This window comes from Pigmentiphaga sp. YJ18, from assembly GCF_038066655.1.
GTDB lineage: Bacteria > Pseudomonadota > Gammaproteobacteria > Burkholderiales > Burkholderiaceae_B > Pigmentiphaga.
The window spans coordinates 607339-623994 of sequence record NZ_JBBUKU010000002.1 but is presented as its reverse complement, the minus strand read 5'-3'; the positions used below and the strand labels follow the sequence as shown (position 1 = coordinate 623994).

Below are 16656 nucleotides of genomic sequence, written 5' to 3'. Positions count from 1 at the left end.
AGGCTTCAGTGTCCGTGCGGGAAGACCAGATAGGCCATGCCGGCTTCGGTCGCCAGGCCGATCTTCGCTCCCACCGGCAGCGTCGCCTTGGTCTTCACATGGCCGAACGGCAGGCCGGTCACGACCGGCACCTTCACCTCGCGCCGCAGCCATTCGACAACCGAGCGCAGGTCATAGCCGGCATCGTGCGGGGTGAGTTTGTAGTCGGTGAAGCTGCCCAGCACGATGGCTTGCTGCCGCGCCAGTACGCCTGCCTGGGCCAGTTGCACCAGCATGCGCTCGACCCGGTACGGGTGTTCGTTGACGTCTTCCAGGAACAGGATGCCGCGGGTGCGCGGGAAATACGGGGTGCCCAGCAGCGAAACCAGCACCGCCAGATTGCCGCCCCACAGGACGCCGCGGCAGTCGACCGGGTCGGCCTCCTCGGACTCGAAGCTCAGGATCTCGAGTTCGCCGCGCAGGGTTTCGCCGAACATCGCCGCGGTCAGATCGTCCACACGCTTGCCGCCGAAATCGAAGGCCGCCATCGGGCCGGCATAGCTGACGACGCCGGTCCTGGCCAGCAAGGCTAGCTGGAAGAAGGTGAAATCGCTGTGTCCGACGAAGCGCTTGCCGCTGTCGGCCATGGCTTTCCAGTCTATGCGCGGCAGGATGCGGGACAGGCCGTAGCCGCCGCGCGTCGCCATCACGATCGGATGCTTCTGGGTGATCGCGCGCGTCAGCGCCGCCAGCCGCTGGTCGTCGGTGCCGGCGAAGCGTTCATGGCGCAGCAGCGCGCCGCGGTCGGCGACCGGATGGAAGCCGTGCGCCTTCAGGTGGCCTCGAGCGCGCGCGATGACCTCCGGGTCGGGCACCGCGCCCGAGGGCGAGACGAGGTAGACGCCGGGCCGGGTTCCCAAGGGCGGGAAATCCAGGCCGGGTCCATGGCCGTGGTCGTGGTGATGATCGTGGCCGCCGGCATCGCCATGAGGGTGGCCGGGGTGCGCATCGTGGCCGGGGTGGGCGTCGGCGGGGGAAGAGCGGCGTCGGTTCATGCGGACTCGGAAGGAAGTGGCGGGCCGCCGCGGGCGGCCTCGCGTTTCTGGCGGAAGAAGGCGCGGAGCAGTTCGCCGCATTCGGTGGCGAGCACGCCGCCCTCGACCCGGGTCTGGTGATTCAGCACGGCAATGGACGGCAGGTCGAGAACGCCGCCGCAGGCCCCGGTCTTGGGATCGGACGCGCCATACACCACGCGCGCCAGCCGCGCGTGCAGCATGGCGCCCATGCACATGGCGCAGGGTTCCAGGGTGACGTAGAGCGTGGCGCCGGGCAGGCGGTAGTTGCCGGCGGCCAGGCAGGCCGCGCGCAGGGCCTGGATCTCGGCGTGCGCGGTGGGATCGTGGCTGCCGACCGGGCGGTTGGCGCCCTCGCCCAGGATGCGGCCCGAAGCGTCGCAGAGCACGGCGCCGACCGGTACCTCGCCGTCGCGCCAGGCTTGTTCGGCCAGCGCCAGCGCGCGCCGCATCAGGATGACATCGGGAGAATCGGACATGGGAGGGAAGGAATGAACCGCCGCATTCTACCGCGCGGGGCGGCCCCGTTCGGCTCGGGAACGGCCTGGAGTCCTTACATATGACTGTCATGTTACTCCGTCATGATGCGGCGCTTGTCCAACCCACCCGACCGAACGATGACACTCGCCACCCAGCCCTCGCGCATGACGATCCTTGCCCGCAGCCTGTGCGCCCTGGCGGTCGCCCTTCCCCTGGCGGCCTGCCTGGGCGATGGCGGCGACGATGCGGCCCCCACGACGCCGCCGGTCACCCCGCCTCCGGCCGCGGAGCCGACGCCCAAGAGCATCAGCCTGAAGATGCTGGGTCGCTATTCCGCCGGGCAGTTCGGTGTCAGCGCCGCCGAAATCCCCGCCTTCGACGCGGCCAGCAAGCGCGGCTTCGTCGTCAACGCGCGCAATGGCGTGGTCGACGTGCTGGACCTGAGCACGCCCGCCAGCCCCAAGCACATCGGCACCATCGACGCCTCGACCATCTCGACCGGCGCCGAGATCAACAGCGTCGCCGTCCATGACGGCATCGTCGCGGTCGCCATCCAGGCCGCGACGAAAACCGATCCGGGCTTCGCCGCGCTGTACAAGGCCGATACGCTGGCCCTGCTGGGCAAGGTCGGCGTGGGCGCCCTGCCCGACATGCTGACCTTCACGCCCGACGGCAAGACCCTGCTGGTCGCCAACGAGGGCGAGCCCAGCGACGACTACCAGATCGATCCGGCCGGCTCGGTCAGCGTCATCGACGTCTCGAATCCGGCGGCGCCGTCGGCCCGGGTGGCCGGCTTCACCGCGTGGAACGGCAAGGAAGCCGAGCTGCGCGCCAAGGGCGTGCGCATCTTCGGCCCCAAGGCCAGCGCCTCGCAGGACTTCGAGCCCGAATACATCGCCGTGTCCGCCGACGGCAAGACCGCATGGGCCACGCTGCAGGAGAACAACGCCCTGGCGCGCATCGACATCGCCACGGCCACCGTGACCGACATCCTGCCGCTGGGCTACAAGGACCATGGCCTGGAAGCCAACGCGATGGACGCCAGCGACGAGCCCGCCAAGCTGGATATCCGCACCTTCCCCGGCGTGCGCGGCATGTACCTGCCCGACGCCATCGCCTCGTACACGGCGGGCGGCAAGACCTATCTCGTGACCGCCAACGAAGGCGACGCCCGGGCCTGGGGCGAGGACGACGACGCCTATTGGGAAGGCGACGCCAGCAAGGGCTTCGTCGAGGAGTTCCGCGTCAAGCACCTGGTTCATAGCAGCGGCTTCGCCCGCCGCCGCGGCGACGATCTGCCGCCGCAGCTCGACGCGCTGGCCGCCGGCGCCCTGCTGAACCCCGAGACCTTCGCCTATTGCGGCGCCACGGCCGACAAGCCGGGCGCCTGCCGCGACGACGACATCCTGGGCCGCCTGCAGATCTCGTGGACCATGGGCTATCGCCAGGACGCCACCGGCAAGCCGGTCAAGTTCAACGCCCAGGGCATCGAGGACCCCACCGGCGACCGCATCATGTACGACCACCTGTATGCCTACGGCGGCCGCTCGTTCTCGATCTGGGACCAGGACGGCAAGCTGGTGTGGGACTCGGGCGCGCAGTTCGAGCGCATGCTGGCCAGCGACGCGTGCAAGGTGGGCCCCGACCGCGACGTGCCCTGCGCCGCCTACTTCAACACCGGCCATGACGAACAGGCCACCTTCGACAGCCGCAGCGACGCCAAGGGGCCCGAGCCCGAAGGCGTGGAAATCGGCGTGATGGGCGACAAGACCTTCGCCTTCATCGGCCTGGAGCGCATGGGTGGCGTAATGGTCTACGACATCACCGACCCCAAGGCACCGGTGTTCATGGACTACTTCAACACCCGCGCGAACTGGACGGAAGCGCCGTCCAACGACAACCTCGCCAAGATGGGCGATCTTGGCCCGGAAGGCCTGAAGTTCGTGCCCGCCGCGAAATCGCCCACCGGCCAGCCGCTGCTGCTGGTCGGCAACGAGGTCAGCGGCACGACGGCCATCTACGAAGTCGCGCGCGTACTGGAGTAGGCAAGCCGGGGCGCCGGATTCAGGCGCCTCGCTGCGGTTCCTTGCCCATGCCGAACACGATGACGGCGAAGGACACGGCGCAGGCGGCCAGGCCGGCCAGGAAGGCGGCGCGATAGCCGTAGGCGCCGATCAGCAGGCCCGCCAACGGTCCGGTCACGCCCGAGGTGATGTCCACGAAGGCCAGGAATCCGCCCACGGCGACGCCACGGCTCTCGGGCGGCACGCGGCGCATGGCTTCCACGCCCATGGCCGGGAACACCAGCGAGAACCCCACGCCCGTCAGGGTCGCGCCGGCCAGCGCGAAACCGGGGCTGGGCGCCATCCACAACAGGAACTGGCCCAGCGCCTCGATTACCAGCGAGACCGCCGCGACCTTGCGTCCGCCCAACTGATCCGGCAGCCGGCCGAAGAACAGCCGCACCAGGATGTAGCCCGCGGCGAAACCGGTCAGGGCCAGGCCAGCGCCTTCCCACCCGCGGCTGGCGAAATACAGCACGACGAAGGCGGTCAGCACGGCGAAGGGAGCCGAGGCCAGCGACAGCGCGCCGCCCTGCCGCCAGATCATGCCGATCACGCGCAGGAACGGCACCTGTTTCCTGGCGCCGGCCGCCACGGGCACGGGCGGCACCCGCGAGGCGATGAGCAGGCCCACCACCGGGAAGGCCACCGTGGCCAGCCCCACCGCCAGGAAATCCACGTTCTGCATGACCCACACGCCCAGCGGCGCGCCCAGGCCCAGCGCCGCGAACATGGCGATGCCCTGCCAGGACATCACGATGCCCGTGCGTTGGGGGCCCACCCTGCCTATGCCCCAGGTCATGGTGCCGGTCAGGAACAGGCTCTCGGCCGGCCCCATCAACAGGCGGCCGGCAACCAGCACGGCCAGCGCGACCGACGGGTGCGGAATCAGGGCCGAGGCCACGTACAGCAGGCCCGCCATCGCGGCCATGGGCAGGCCCATCATCACCGATTGGCGCGGGCCGTGCCTGTCGACGTAGGTGCCGGCGAACTTGCGGGTAAGAATCGTGGCCAGCGGCTGCAGGCCGATGATCCAGCCCACCGCCAGCGGACTGAAATCGAGCACGCCGTTGACATAGAGCGGCAAGGCGGGCAGCGGCAGGCCGACGGCCAGGAAGCCGGAAAAGACGATGGCGACCAGCGGCAGCAGGCGCAGCGTGGATTCGTGGGAAGAGGGAGAGGAGACGGAAGGCGTAGCGTTGTTCATCATCGGATGTCGATAAGCGGCGCGCATGGCCCCAGTGGGCCGGCGCGGCGTTCAGCGCATGGGATGACGTTTACGCTTACGACTGCAAACAGGAAGACCGGGCCGCATCATACCATTCGCCCGGGGCCAGGCCCCCTTTCGGGCCCGCTGCGTGGAGCGGATGGATCACGCTGAAGTCCGTCTGGAGCGCCCGTGCGTTCAGCCAGACCAGGCAGAACGGCGCGGCCACGGCCGCGCACAGGATGAGTACCACCAATAGCCGTTCAGTCATGCGTACCACAGACCTCGTAAACAGCCCGCAGTCTACGCGTTCCCGTCGCGCGGCTGCCCCTGCGGTTCAGCGTTGTTTACCGTGGCGGGCAGCAGCAGGCGGAATTCGCTGCCCTGCCCCGGCGCGCTCTCGCACTCTACCCGTCCGCCATGCCGGTCGACCACGGCCTTAACGAAGGCCAGTCCCAGCCCGAAGCCCGGCTCGTCGCCGTCCTCCGCGCCGCCCACGCGCGAGAACTCCTGGAACAGGCGAGCCTGGTCCTCGGCGGCGATGCCCCGCCCCTGGTCCCGCACCGCGAAACACCACAGCTTGCCCCGGCGGGCCAGGCGGCAATCCACGTGCGTGTGCGGCGGGCTGTACTTGATGGCGTTGCCGATCAGGTTGATCAGCGCGCGCGTCAGTTGCGAACGGTCGCCGCGCAGCGGCGCGCCGTCCTCCGGTACGTCGGCGCCGAGCGCGATGTGCTTGGCCTGGGCCAGGCTCCAGCACTCGTCGGCGGCGTCCAGGACCACGTCCGTGCCCTCGACCCGCTCGTCCCGGACCGGCGCCGTCGCCAGCCGGGCCAGTTCGACGAAGGACTCCGCCAGGGACTGCGTGCGCAGCACGTAGCGCCGGATGCGGTCCAGCAATTCGTCCTGCGCCAGTTCGCCCGGGTCGCTGCGGTGCAGTTCCAGCAAGGCCAGGATGGCGCCTTGCGGCGAGCGGATGTCGTGGGACAGGAAACGCAGGGCCTGATCGCGTTTGCGCTCGGCCTCGCGCAGCGGGTTGATGTCCACCAGGGTGGCGATCCAGGCGGTCTCGCCGCCCTCCTCTCCCGCGCACCGCGCGTACTCGAACAGGAAGGCCCGCCCGGCGGCATCGCGGCATTCGGCGAAATGTCCCGGCGCGACCGCCGCGGGCCAGCTGAGCGGGCCGCCGCCCACCAGCGTGAAGCCCGCCAGCAGGCCGGCCATGTCCGCCCCCTTGGCCGCGGCCGCGCCGAACTGCCGCACGGCCTGCCGGTTCGCCAGCAGGACTCGGCCGTCCTCGCCCACGGCCAGCGCCGCCTCGGGCAGGCTTTCTATCACGGACGACATGAAGGCCTGCACATCCAGCAGGCGCCCCGTGGCCCGGGCCAGATCGTGGATGCGCCGGTCGATCAGATCGCCGGCGGGGGCCGCCGCGTCCTGCGGCAGCACCGCGCCATGGCGCTTCAACCGACCCAGTTCGTCGACCAGATAACTGGCCGCGCGCTCCAGGCGCCGCCAGTTCCATCCCAGGTAGAAGGCCGCGATGGCCAGCACGGCCGCGCCGGGCGGCCACCACAGGCCCTCGGCCAGCAACAGGCCGCCGCTCGCGGCCGCCGCCACGCCTATGCCCGCCACCGACGCCGCCAGCGCCCAGCCCGGCGCGAACAGCCACAGCGCCGGCAGCATCGCGGCCACCAGCATCACCGTCAGCAGCGCGCCCATCCACGGCTCGATGATGCGGCGCGACGTGCCCGACATCAGGTTGTCGATCACGTTGGCCGATATCTCGACCCCCGGCGTGAAACGCTGGCGCGCCGACAAGGGCGTGGGATACACGTCGCCCAGGCCCGCGGCCGTGGACCCGACCAGCACGATGCGCCCATCCAGCGCGCCGTCGGGCAGTTCGCCCGCCAGCACCTGGGCGGCGGGAATCGTGCGATAGGTGCCGGCGGGCCCGGCATAGTCGATGTGCATCCAGAAGTCCCGCAACCACGCGCCCGGCGCGGCCTGCGGGTCGGCCGGCGCCCGGTTGCCGGGCAGCGGATCGGCGACCGGGTGGCCGGCCACCCGCAGCAACGCCAGCGCGAAATGATTCCATTGCCGGTCCCGGGTGCCTTCGCGCAGGAAGACGCTGCGCACCACGCCATCGGCATCGGGCTCGACCGAGACATGCCCCAGCGCCCGGGCCGCGGACGCCAGCGGCGGCACCGGCAGCATGGCCTGCACCCTGGTCCCCGCTTCGGCGGTGAACACGGGCAGCACGACGTTGCCGCTGCGGCGTATGGCCTCGGCCATGCGCAGGTCCACCGACGGGTCGGCCGCAGGCTCGGATAACAACAGATCCAGCCCCAGCGCGGCCGGCGACTGCTGGGCGATGCGCTCGATCAGGTCGATCTGCTGGTCGCGGCTCCAGGGCCAGCGGCCCACTTTCGCCAGGCTGGACTCGTCGATGGCCACCACCACGATGTCCTGGCTGGGCGCGGCGGGGTCCAGCCTGCTGAAGAAGTCGTAGACGGCCGCGTCGAGGCGGCCCAGACCATTCTGCCAGGCCAGCAAGGCGGCCAGCAGCAGTCCCGCGACGACCGCGATGCCGCGGATCGCGGACCGGGACCGCCGGGGCCCCGGGCGCTGCGTGGCGGATGGTACCTGGCGGTCCATGCGGGAAAGGCCGCGCTAGGGAAGCTGGATTTCCTGGCCGTCACCCGAACGCAGCGAACCGTCTCCGCTGCGGACGGTACGGTTGACGCGGAAACGTTGCGGACGTGTGAAGTCGCGCACGTAGCCGTCGCTGTCGGTCGCCCGGATACGGACGAAATACTCGCCAGCGGGCAAGGCCTCGAGCGCCCATTTGCGCTCCGTGGTGCGGCGCTCGGCGGCGATGCCGGCAAAGCCGGTGTCGCGCGCGACCTGGACGAGATAGTTCTGGCCTTCCTCGCCGTCCCAGCTCAACACGACTTCGTCGCCCTGCTGGCTCATGCCGAGCTTGCCGCCAACGGGCAGGCGCACCATGAAGCGACGCGGGTCGCTGTAGGGCCCGGCGTCCGGCTTGCCGTCCTTGCCCTGGATGACGCTGCCCACGCGCCAGAAATAGTTGCCCGAGGTGAGTCCGCCCACGGCGTGGGAGTCCGCCGACAACATGTTTTCGTCGACGAAGGGATGGGTGAAGGCCTGGTCGCGCGACACCTGCAGGCGATAGCCGATGGTGCCGTCCGCTCCCGTCCAGCGAAGCACGGCCTCGGTCTGCTCCACCACGCCGCCGTCGGGCGGGGCGATGGTGACCGGGGGTTCGGGCCGGGCCTTGAGCTTGATCGGCCAGGTGACCGGACGGCCTTCGATACCCTGCGCGTCGACGCCGTTGATCCGCACCACGTAGTCGCCGTCGTCGAGCCCGGCGAAGCGCACGCGCGGCGTGGTGGTCACGAGGTTGCTGGCTACCTGTTCGGCGGTGCTGGCGGGCCAGATGAAGGCGCGGTAGGAGGCCGCGCCGGCCAGCGCGGGAAACGCCAGGTCGATGATGGGACGCTGTTGCAGGGCCTGGACACCGGACAAGTCCGGCGCCGCCAGCAGCGGCGTCAGCGTGGCCGCCGGCGCATCGGTGGCGACCGCGCCGCCCACGCCCGCCGCGACCCGCGCGGTGGCGCCCGAACGCGCCACGCGCAGTTCGACCTCCCCCTCCAGGACGTCGCTGGTGGCCGCGCTGCCTTCCCGCATCGAAACGCCGAATTCGGTGCCACGCACGCCGGCGGCCATCAACGGCGTATCGACCTGGAAGCGGCTGCCCGTGGGCCGCTGCGGCGCCACGCGCGATTCGACGCGGCCCTTGTCCAGGACCAGCGAGGTGTCGGCACGCTTTTTCGTCAGGCTGTACTTCAGGCGCTCCAGGCGCAGCTCGGAATCGCCCGCCACGCGGACCACCGAGCCGTCGGCCATCTCGAGCGTGGCGAAGCCGCCGGCATCGGTGCTCAGGCGGTCGCCGTCGATCAGCCGCATGTCACGTTCCAGCGCGCCCGTCGAGCCGCTGCGCGTCGTATAGCGCACGCCTCCCGAGACGTGGACCACGCGCGCGCCGCCGGGCTTCTTGCGCAGCAGTTCGTCGGGCACGACGATCACGGAACCGGGCTTGAGCCTGTGCGGATTGGGGTTGCCGTTCTCGCGGGCCAGGGCCTGCCATTGGCCGGGATCTTCCAGGTAGGCCTGGGCGAGGTCATACAGGGTATCGCCGTCGCGCACCAGGTGGCGCACCGGTTCGGCCTGCTGGGCATGGGCCGCCATCGTGCCGAACGCGCAGGCGGCGGCGATCGCCCACGCGGACAGCCGGATGCCGGCATCCATGCTGGATAGGTTCTTCATGGGGAGTCGTCGTTGGAGTCGTTCGGGGCGGGTGGATCGGCCAGCATCTCGAAGCGGTAGCCCAGGCCGTAGACCGGCACCAGCCGCACGCCGTTATGCGGGCGCAGATCGAGCTTGCGGCGCAGCTGGGACATGTGGGTGGTCACGGTGCGGGTGTCGATGGCGCTGGTGCCCCACAGTTCTTCCAGCAGGTGTTCGTGCGTCAGCAGCCGCCCCAGGTTGCGGAACAGGTACAGCGCCAGTTCGTATTCCTTGGGCTTGAGTTCGACCGGCTCGCCGTTGATCCGGGCCTCGCGGCGGTGCAGATCGAAGGTATAGGCGCCGAAGCCCGGCTGGCTCGGGCGCGAGGCCTCGGGATAGGCCCGGCGCAGCAGCGCGGCCACCCGGGCCTGCAGTTCGATGGGACGGATGGGCTTGGACATGTAGTCGTCGGCGCCCGCCTGCAGGCCGTCGACCACGTCCTGTTCCTCGTCGCGGCTGGTGACGAACAGCACCGGCAGGTGCGGCGGCAGGTTGCGGCGGATCCAGCCCAGGATCTCGGGGCCTTCGATGTGCGGCACGTGCCAGTCCAGCACGAACATGTCATAGCTCTGGCGATGGAGGTCGCGCAACATCGCCCTGCCATCCTCGAACAGATGGCAGTCGTGCCCCGCCTGCAGCAGCGTCTTTTCTATGATCCGGGCATGTGCCGGATCGTCTTCCAGTATGGCGATGCGCACCTGGCCCCCCAAAGATCGATGTAAAGCCAGCGCATTTTATAACGGGGCGCGCCGCGACGCCCGGAAAGCCTCACTTTCCGGGGGATTTCGCGGCGGATCAAGGGGAAAACCGCCTGGGGGAAGGCGTCAGCGCATGCCGGGTCCGTCGCCGGGACGAGGCATCGCGGGGCCTGGCGAGCCCGACGGCATCGTCGGGGAACCGGGCGCGGGCGTCTCCACTTCCCGGTATTCCCGCAGCACGCCTCCGCCTTCGACGCTGCCGCTGACCGTCCCTCTTCCGTCCACGCGGGCCATGCAGGCGGCCCGGTCGGCTTGCGGCAAGGCGTTGCAGCGCTGGGTACGGTTCTGCTCGTAGGCCGAATCGCTGGCGCCGCGCAGGTTGCCGCGGCGCGACTCCTGCAGGGCCGCGCCGGCTTCCCGCCGGCATGTCGCGCGGTCCTGTCCGGACAGGCCGCTGTTGCAGCGCGCCATTTCCTCCTGGTAGGTGGAATCGGTGCCGGATGCGGCCTGCGCCGACGTAAACAGAACAGCCCCCAGGGCGGCCGCCGCCAGCCCCAGGGCGCGATGCTTGATCTTCATGTCCATGCCTGACTCCTTTCGCGCAGCAAAGGTCCCGGCGCGCGGGACCGGCGCGTCGATCCAGTGTAGGCGTGGCATGGCCGCCCGCGATGGACGCGGATCGCGACTATGTAAGCGTTCCGTACAGCAAAGACCGCAGCCCCCGGGGCCGGCGGGCCGCGGCCACGGCTTGTTACGAAGGTTGGCGCGCGGGCAACAGCGCCGCCGCGGGGGCCGGGGCCTGCCCTTCCCAGCCGCCGCCCAGCGCACGGATCAGGTTGACCGTGGAACGCGCCAGTTCCCCATCCAGGCGGGTCGCCACCCGGCGCTGCTGGAGCACGCTGCGATCGGCGTCGATCACGTCCAGGTAGCTGACCGATCCTTCGCGGTACTGGATCTGCGACAGCCGCGCCGCGCGCGCGGCGGACGCCACCGCCTCGTCCTGCGCGCGGTACTGGTCGGCCAGGATGCGCAGATTCGCCAGGTTGTCCTCGACTTCCTTGAAGGCCGTGAGCACCGTCTGCCGGTAATTGGCGGCCTCTTCCTCGTAGGCCGCCCGCGCGGCCTGCAGTCCCGCCTCGCGTCGTCCGCCATCGAAGATGGGCAGCGTCAGCATCGTGCCCACCAGCGGCCCCAACAGGAAGGTACGGCTGGACCAGTTGAACAGATCGCCCAGCTGCGCGGACTCGTAGCCCAGCGCGCCGGTCAGTTCCAGCCTGGGGAAGAAGGCCGTGCGCGCCACGCCGACGCGGGCGTTGGCGGCGGCCATCGCGCGTTCGGCCGCGGCGATGTCGGGCCGGCGCTCCAGCAGGTCGGACGGCAGGCCCGGCGGCACCGACACCGCCAGCCTGGCCAGCGGACGCGCGGGCAGGCTGAAGGCGGCCGGCGCCTCGCCCAGCAGGATGGCCAGCGCGTGCTCGGCCGCCGCGCGCTGACGGGCGATGTCCAGCGCCTCGGACCGTGCCGAAGCCAGTTCCGTGCGCGCCCGCGCCAGGTCCAGTTCGCTGATGTCGCCTTCGTCGTAGCGGCGCTGGATCAGCGCCAGCGTGCGTTCACGCAGGGCCACCGTGCCGCCGTACAGCTCCTGCCCCGCGTCCAGTTCGCGCACCAGGAAATAGGCCTGCGCGACGTCGGCCTGCACGGCCAGTTGCACCGAACGCAGCAGGGCCTCGCCCTGCTCCGCCTGGGCCGACGCCGCGTCGACGCCGGCCGCGACCCGGCCGAACAGGTCCACTTCGTAGGCCACGGAAGCCTGGGCTCGCCACAGCGTCGACGGCGAGGTGTTCGCCTCGGCGGGCAGTCCCCTGGATGCCGGCGACGGCCGCTGCCTCGTGGGCCCCACGCCCGCGTCGACACGGGGATACCGGTCGGCCCGCGCCTCGCCCAGCCGCGCCCGGGCCTGCGCCAGGCGCGCCACCGCGGCCTTGAGGTTCTGGTTCGCGTCCGCGGCCCGTTCCTGCAACTGGTCCAGTACCGGATCGCCGAACACCGCCCACCAGCGGCCCCGATGGGCCTGCTCGGCTGGCTGCGCGGCCTTCCAGTTGCCGCCGGCCGCCTCCTTGAACGAGGCCGGCACGTCGGCGCGGGGGGGATCGTAGGGCGGCGCCACCGCGCAGCCCGCCAGGACCAGCAAGGCGGCCAGCGCCACGCCGCGCAGACTTTTCTTCATGGAATTTTCTTTCACTTCAGTGCCCCGGATGATGGGCCGCCACGATGGGCGCCTCGTGCTGCGCGGCCGAGTGCAGCTTGCGCGCACCCCCTGCCAGCCGCAGCAATACATAGAAGACCGGCGTCAGGAACAGGCCGAACAGGGTCACGCCCAGCATGCCGAAGAACACCGCCACGCCCATGGCATGCCGCATCTCCGAGCCCGCGCCGGAGGAGGTCACCAGCGGCACCACGCCCATGATGAACGCGATGGACGTCATCAGGATGGGGCGCAGGCGCAGCCGGCTGGCCTCGATGGCTGCCTCGACCACCGACCTGCCCTGCAATTCGAGCTCGCGCGCGAACTCCACGATCAGGATGGCGTTCTTCGAAGCCAGGCCCACCAGCACCATCAGGCCGATCTGGGTGAAGATGTTGTTGTCCCCGCGCGTCAGCCAGACCCCCGTGAGCGCGGCCAGGATGCTCATCGGCACGATCAGGATCACCGCCAGCGGCAGCGTCAGGCTCTCGTACAGGGCCGCCAGCACCAGGAACACCAGCAGCACACTGATCGGGAACACCCAGACGCCGGCATTGCCCGCCAGGATCTGCTGGTAGGTCAGGTCCGTCCAGGCCAGCTTCATGCCGCGTGGCAGGACCTGCTCGGCGATGCGCTCGGCGGCGGCCTGGGCCTGGTCCGAGGAATAACCGGGCGCCGGCCCGCCGTTGATGTCGGCGGCGGTGTAGCCGTTGTAGCGCACGACCATCTCCGGCCCGAAGGTCGGACGCACGTCCACCAGGGACGACAGCGGCACCATCTCGCCCGCGGCGTTGCGGGTCTTCAGCGCCAGGATGTCGTCCGGGTGGGCGCGGAACGGCGCGTCGGCCTGCGCGCGAACCTGATACACCCGGCCGAAGCGGTTGAAGTCGTTCACGTACAGCGAACCCAGGTAGATCTGCATGGTGTCGAACACGTCGGTGACGGCAACGCCCAACTGCTTGGCCTTGACCCGGTCCAGTTGCACATCCAGCTGCGGCACGTTGATCTGGTAGCTGCTGAACGTCGGCCCGAGTTCGGGCGCCTTCTGCGCCGCCGCCACGAAGGCTTGCGCCGCCGCGTCGAGTTCGGCGTAGCCCAGCGCGCCCCGGTCTTCGATCTGCAGCTTGAATCCGCCCAGCGTGCCCAGCCCCATCACGGGCGGCGGCGGGAATACCGCGATGAACGATTCCTTGATGGCCGAGAACTGCTGGTTGAGCGCGTCCGAGATCGCGGCAGCCGAGACGTCCTTGCCCTTGCGTTCATGGAAGTCCTTGAGCGACACGAAGACGATGCCGGCGCTCGAGCTGTTGGTGAAGCCGTTGATCGACAGCCCCGGGAACGCGATGGCGCTTTCCACGCCCGGCTGCTTGAGGGCGATGTCGGACATGCGCCGGATGACGTCCTCGGTGCGGTCGAGCGAGGCGCCGTTGGGCAACTGCGCGAAGGCGACCAGGTACTGCTTGTCCTGCGCGGGCACGAAGCCTCCCGGCACGATGGACGAAACGCCCAGCGTCAGCGCCAGCAGCACGCCGTACACGCCCATGACCATGGCCTTGCGCGAAATCACCCCCGTGACCCCGGCGCCGTAGCGATCGGAGGCCCGGCCGAACATGTCGTTGAAGCGGCGGAAAAAGCCGCCGAACAAACGGTTCATCACGCGCGTCAGGCCATCGGGCCGGGCATCGTGCGACTTCAGCAGCAAGGCCGCCAGCGCCGGCGACAACGTGAGCGAGTTGAACGCCGAGATCACCGTGGAAATGGCGATGGTCATGGCGAACTGCTTGTAGAACTGCCCGCTCAGGCCGGTCATGAAGGCCAGCGGCACGAACACCGCGACCAGCGTCAGCGCGATGGCGATGATGGGGCCGCTGACCTCGCGCATGGCCCGGTACGTGGCCTCGCGCGGGGTCAGCCCGGCCGCGATGTTGCGCTCGACGTTCTCCACCACCACGATGGCATCGTCCACCACGATGCCTATGGCCAGCACCATCCCGAACAGCGACAGCGCGTTGATCGAATAGCCGAAGCCCAGCATCAGCGAGAACGTGCCGATGATGGAGACCGGCACCGCCAGGAGCGGAATGATGGACGCGCGCCAGGTCTGCAGGAACACGATCACCACCAGCACGACCAGGGCCACCGCTTCCAGCAGCGTGACCACCACCGCCTTGATGCTGGCGCGCACGAACTGTGTCGGATCGTAGACGATGCGGTAGTCCACCGAGGGCGGGAAGTCCTTGGCCATGTCCTTCATGGCCGCCCGCACCTGGTCCGACACCGCCAGCGCGTTGGCGCCGGGCGACTGCATGATGGCCAGCGCCACCGCCGGCTTGTTGTCCAGCAGCGAACGCAGGCCGTACTCGGCCGCCGCCAGCTCGATCCGCGCCACGTCCGACAGGCGCGTCACGCCGCCGTCGGGCGAGGTCTTGAGCACGATGTTGGCGAAGTCCGATTCGGTCTGGAGCCTCCCCTGCGTGTTCACGGACAATTGCAGCGACACGTCGGACGCGCTGGGCGAAGCGCCGATCACGCCGGCCGCGACCTGCACGTTCTGCTCGCGTATCGCCGCCACCACGTCCGAGGCCGTCAGCCCCCGCTGCGCGACCTTCCGCGGATCCAGCCAGACGCGCATCGAATAGTTGCCGGCGCCCCACAGCTGCACCTCGCCCACGCCCGGGATACGCGCCAGGCGGTCCTTGACGTTGATCAGCGCGTAGTTGCGCAGGTAGGTGATGTCGTAGCGGTCGTCCGGCGAGATCAGGTGCGTCACCATCGTCAGCGTGGGCGAGCTCTTGATGGTCGTGACGCCCAGCCGCTGCACGTCCTCGGGCAGGCGCGGCAGCGCCTGCGACACCCGGTTCTGCACCAGTTGCTGCGCCTTGTCCGGATCCATGCCCAGGCGGAAGGTGACGGTAACGGCCAGGTTGCCGTCGCTGTTGGCCTGGGACTGCATGTACAGCATGTCCTCGACGCCGTTGATGGACTCCTCCAGCGGCGAAGCCACGGTCTCGGCGATCACCTTGGGATTGGCGCCGGGATACTGCGCGCGCACCACCACCGAGGGCGGAACGACTTCCGGATACTCCGAGATGGGCAGCTGGAACATCGCCAGCGCGCCCGCCAGCAGGATCAGGACCGACAGCACGCCCGCGAAGATGGGCCGGTCGATGAAAAACTTGGAGATATTCATGATGATGTCCGGGCCGCCTCAAACCTGCTTCGGCTGGCGGCCGGCCTGCGCACCGGCCGGCTGGCCGTCGACCGGCGGACCATCGCCCGCGAACCGGCCCGGCTGCCCCGCCATGGGAACCTCGCGCGGCGCCACCGGTTCGCCCGGCCGCACGCGCTGCAGGCCATTGACCACGATGCGCTCGCCCGCCTTCAGGCCGGCGTCGACCACGCGCAGGCCGCCGTTGGCGTTGCCCAGCCGGACTTCGCGATAGCTGGTTCGATTGCCCTCGTCCAGCACCAGCACGAAACGCTTGTCCTGGTCGGTACCGACCGCACGCTCGTCGATCAGCAGCGCGTCGCGCGGCTTGCCGCCGCCCAGTTGCACGCGCGCGTACAGACCGGGAATCAGTTGCCCGTCCGGATTGTCGAACACCGCGCGCACGCGGATGGTGCCCGAGGCCACGTCCAGCCGGTTGTCGATGAAGCTGACCGTGCCCTTGCGGGGATGGCCCTCCTCGTTGGCCAGGCCAAGGTAGACCGGGATGGCGCCCGAGCCCGCGCGGCTGGCCTGCGCCATTTTCAGGTAGGTGGGTTCGTCCACGTCGAAGGCCGCGTACATGCGCGCCGTCGAGACCAGCGTGGTCAGCGGAGCCGACGCCGCCCCGGCGGCGACCACGTTGCCCACGGTGACCTGCGCGCGCGAGATGCGGCCGCTGACCGGCGCCGTGATGCGCGTGTATTCCAGGTTCAGGCGGGCGGCTTCCAGGGCAGCCCGGGCGGCCTGCAGGTTGGCCACCGCCTCGCGCGCGGCATTCTGCTTTTCCTCGAAATCGCGCCTGGCGATCGCGTTGTCCGACAACAGCCGCTGGCCGCGCGCCAGTTCGGAGGCGGCATAGGCATCACGGGCCTCGGCCGCGGCAAGCTGGCCCCGGACCCGGGCGACTTCGGCCGCGTAGGGGCGCGGATCGATGGTGAACAGCACCTCGCCTTTCCTGACCAGGGCGCCGTCCTGGAAATGCACCGCGGTCAGCGTTCCGGACACCAGGGGCCGGATCTCGACGCGGTCGACCGCTTCCAGCCGTCCGGAGTAGCCGCGCCAGTCCGTGATGGTACGGCTGACGACCTCGGCCACGTCCACGGCCGCCGCGGGGGCCGCAGCGGCGGGGGCTTCCTGGCCGGCCAGGGCCGGCATTCTCTGCACGGCGATGCCGCCGGCAACGCCAAGCACGGCAACGCCCAGCGTGACCGCCAGCGCGCGTTTGCGAAAACGAAACATGAAAAACCTCGGGCTCGTATGGGTGAATACAGCGATGCCCGATTCTGAGTGTTATTGTGTTGCCGATAAATCCTGCGTTTTTACAAACACTAT

General features: G+C 69.9%; 11 protein-coding genes. 1 reads left to right on the top strand and 10 read right to left on the bottom strand.

The features are described 5' to 3' along the window. Positions 1-5 precede the first annotated feature (5 nt). Together WKR98_RS16705 and tadA are read right to left on the bottom strand one after the other, a co-directional pair. Positions 6-1034, bottom strand: coding sequence for an LD-carboxypeptidase (locus WKR98_RS16705; protein WP_341434165.1), 1029 nt, complete (start codon positions 1032-1034; stop codon positions 6-8). Further along, positions 1031-1531: a tRNA adenosine(34) deaminase TadA gene (gene tadA, locus WKR98_RS16700; protein WP_124689570.1), complete on the bottom strand. Its 501-nt coding sequence runs from the start codon at positions 1529-1531 to the stop codon at positions 1031-1033. The genes WKR98_RS16705 and tadA overlap by 4 nt, the downstream gene beginning before the upstream one ends. 138 nt (positions 1532-1669) lie before the next feature. Between tadA and WKR98_RS16695 the strand changes: the two genes are divergently transcribed. Next, positions 1670-3577 carry a choice-of-anchor I family protein gene (locus WKR98_RS16695; RefSeq protein ID WP_445936106.1) on the top strand — a complete coding sequence of 636 codons (1908 nt, stop codon included), beginning with the start codon at positions 1670-1672 and terminating at the stop codon, positions 3575-3577. A gap of 19 nt (positions 3578-3596) precedes the next feature. Here WKR98_RS16695 and WKR98_RS16690 read toward each other — a convergent pair whose 3' ends face one another. The 8 genes from WKR98_RS16690 to WKR98_RS16655 form a co-directional block, all read right to left on the bottom strand. Beyond that, a complete protein-coding gene (locus tag WKR98_RS16690) occupies positions 3597-4805 on the bottom strand; it encodes an MFS transporter (RefSeq protein WP_238160411.1) in 1209 nt (402 codons plus the stop codon). Positions 4806-5105: 300 nt separating this feature from the next. Next, a complete protein-coding gene (locus tag WKR98_RS16685; RefSeq protein ID WP_341434164.1) occupies positions 5106-7460 on the bottom strand; it encodes a CHASE2 domain-containing protein in 2355 nt (784 codons plus the stop codon). 15 nt (positions 7461-7475) lie between these two features. After that, complete coding sequence (locus WKR98_RS16680; RefSeq protein WP_341434163.1) at positions 7476-9152, bottom strand: FecR domain-containing protein; 1677 nt, start codon at positions 9150-9152, stop codon at positions 7476-7478. Next, positions 9149-9871: a response regulator transcription factor gene (locus tag WKR98_RS16675; RefSeq protein WP_124689574.1), complete on the bottom strand. Its 723-nt coding sequence runs from the start codon at positions 9869-9871 to the stop codon at positions 9149-9151. The genes WKR98_RS16680 and WKR98_RS16675 overlap by 4 nt, the downstream gene beginning before the upstream one ends. Positions 9872-9997: 126 nt before the next feature. Next, positions 9998-10456 (bottom strand): hypothetical protein, encoded by a 459-nt coding sequence (locus WKR98_RS16670; protein WP_124689575.1) that lies wholly within the window; start codon positions 10454-10456, stop codon positions 9998-10000. Positions 10457-10622: 166 nt separating this feature from the next. Further along, positions 10623-12098, bottom strand: coding sequence for an efflux transporter outer membrane subunit (locus WKR98_RS16665; RefSeq protein ID WP_341434162.1), 1476 nt, complete (start codon positions 12096-12098; stop codon positions 10623-10625). A 16-nt stretch (positions 12099-12114) separates the two neighbouring features. Further along, positions 12115-15306, bottom strand: coding sequence for an efflux RND transporter permease subunit (locus WKR98_RS16660; protein WP_124689577.1), 3192 nt, complete (start codon positions 15304-15306; stop codon positions 12115-12117). 18 nt (positions 15307-15324) lie between these two features. Next, positions 15325-16563 (bottom strand): efflux RND transporter periplasmic adaptor subunit, encoded by a 1239-nt coding sequence (locus tag WKR98_RS16655; protein WP_341434161.1) that lies wholly within the window; start codon positions 16561-16563, stop codon positions 15325-15327. Positions 16564-16656 lie beyond the last annotated feature (93 nt).

Bases quoted from the DNA above. Each gene is read 5' to 3' on its own strand.
- WKR98_RS16705 (WP_341434165.1), bottom strand. From the start codon at position 1,034: ATGAACCGACGCCGCTCTTCCCCCGCCGACGCCCACCCCGGCCACGAT.
- tadA (WP_124689570.1), bottom strand. From the start codon at position 1,531: ATGTCCGATTCTCCCGATGTCATCCTGATGCGGCGCGCGCTGGCGCTG.
- WKR98_RS16695 (WP_445936106.1), top strand. From the start codon at position 1,670: ATGACACTCGCCACCCAGCCCTCGCGCATGACGATCCTTGCCCGCAGC.
- WKR98_RS16690 (WP_238160411.1), bottom strand. From the start codon at position 4,805: ATGATGAACAACGCTACGCCTTCCGTCTCCTCTCCCTCTTCCCACGAA.
- WKR98_RS16685 (WP_341434164.1), bottom strand. From the start codon at position 7,460: ATGGACCGCCAGGTACCATCCGCCACGCAGCGCCCGGGGCCCCGGCGG.
- WKR98_RS16680 (WP_341434163.1), bottom strand. From the start codon at position 9,152: ATGAAGAACCTATCCAGCATGGATGCCGGCATCCGGCTGTCCGCGTGG.
- WKR98_RS16670 (WP_124689575.1), bottom strand. From the start codon at position 10,456: ATGGACATGAAGATCAAGCATCGCGCCCTGGGGCTGGCGGCGGCCGCC.
- WKR98_RS16665 (WP_341434162.1), bottom strand. From the start codon at position 12,098: ATGAAGAAAAGTCTGCGCGGCGTGGCGCTGGCCGCCTTGCTGGTCCTG.
- WKR98_RS16660 (WP_124689577.1), bottom strand. From the start codon at position 15,306: ATGAATATCTCCAAGTTTTTCATCGACCGGCCCATCTTCGCGGGCGTG.
- WKR98_RS16655 (WP_341434161.1), bottom strand. From the start codon at position 16,563: ATGTTTCGTTTTCGCAAACGCGCGCTGGCGGTCACGCTGGGCGTTGCC.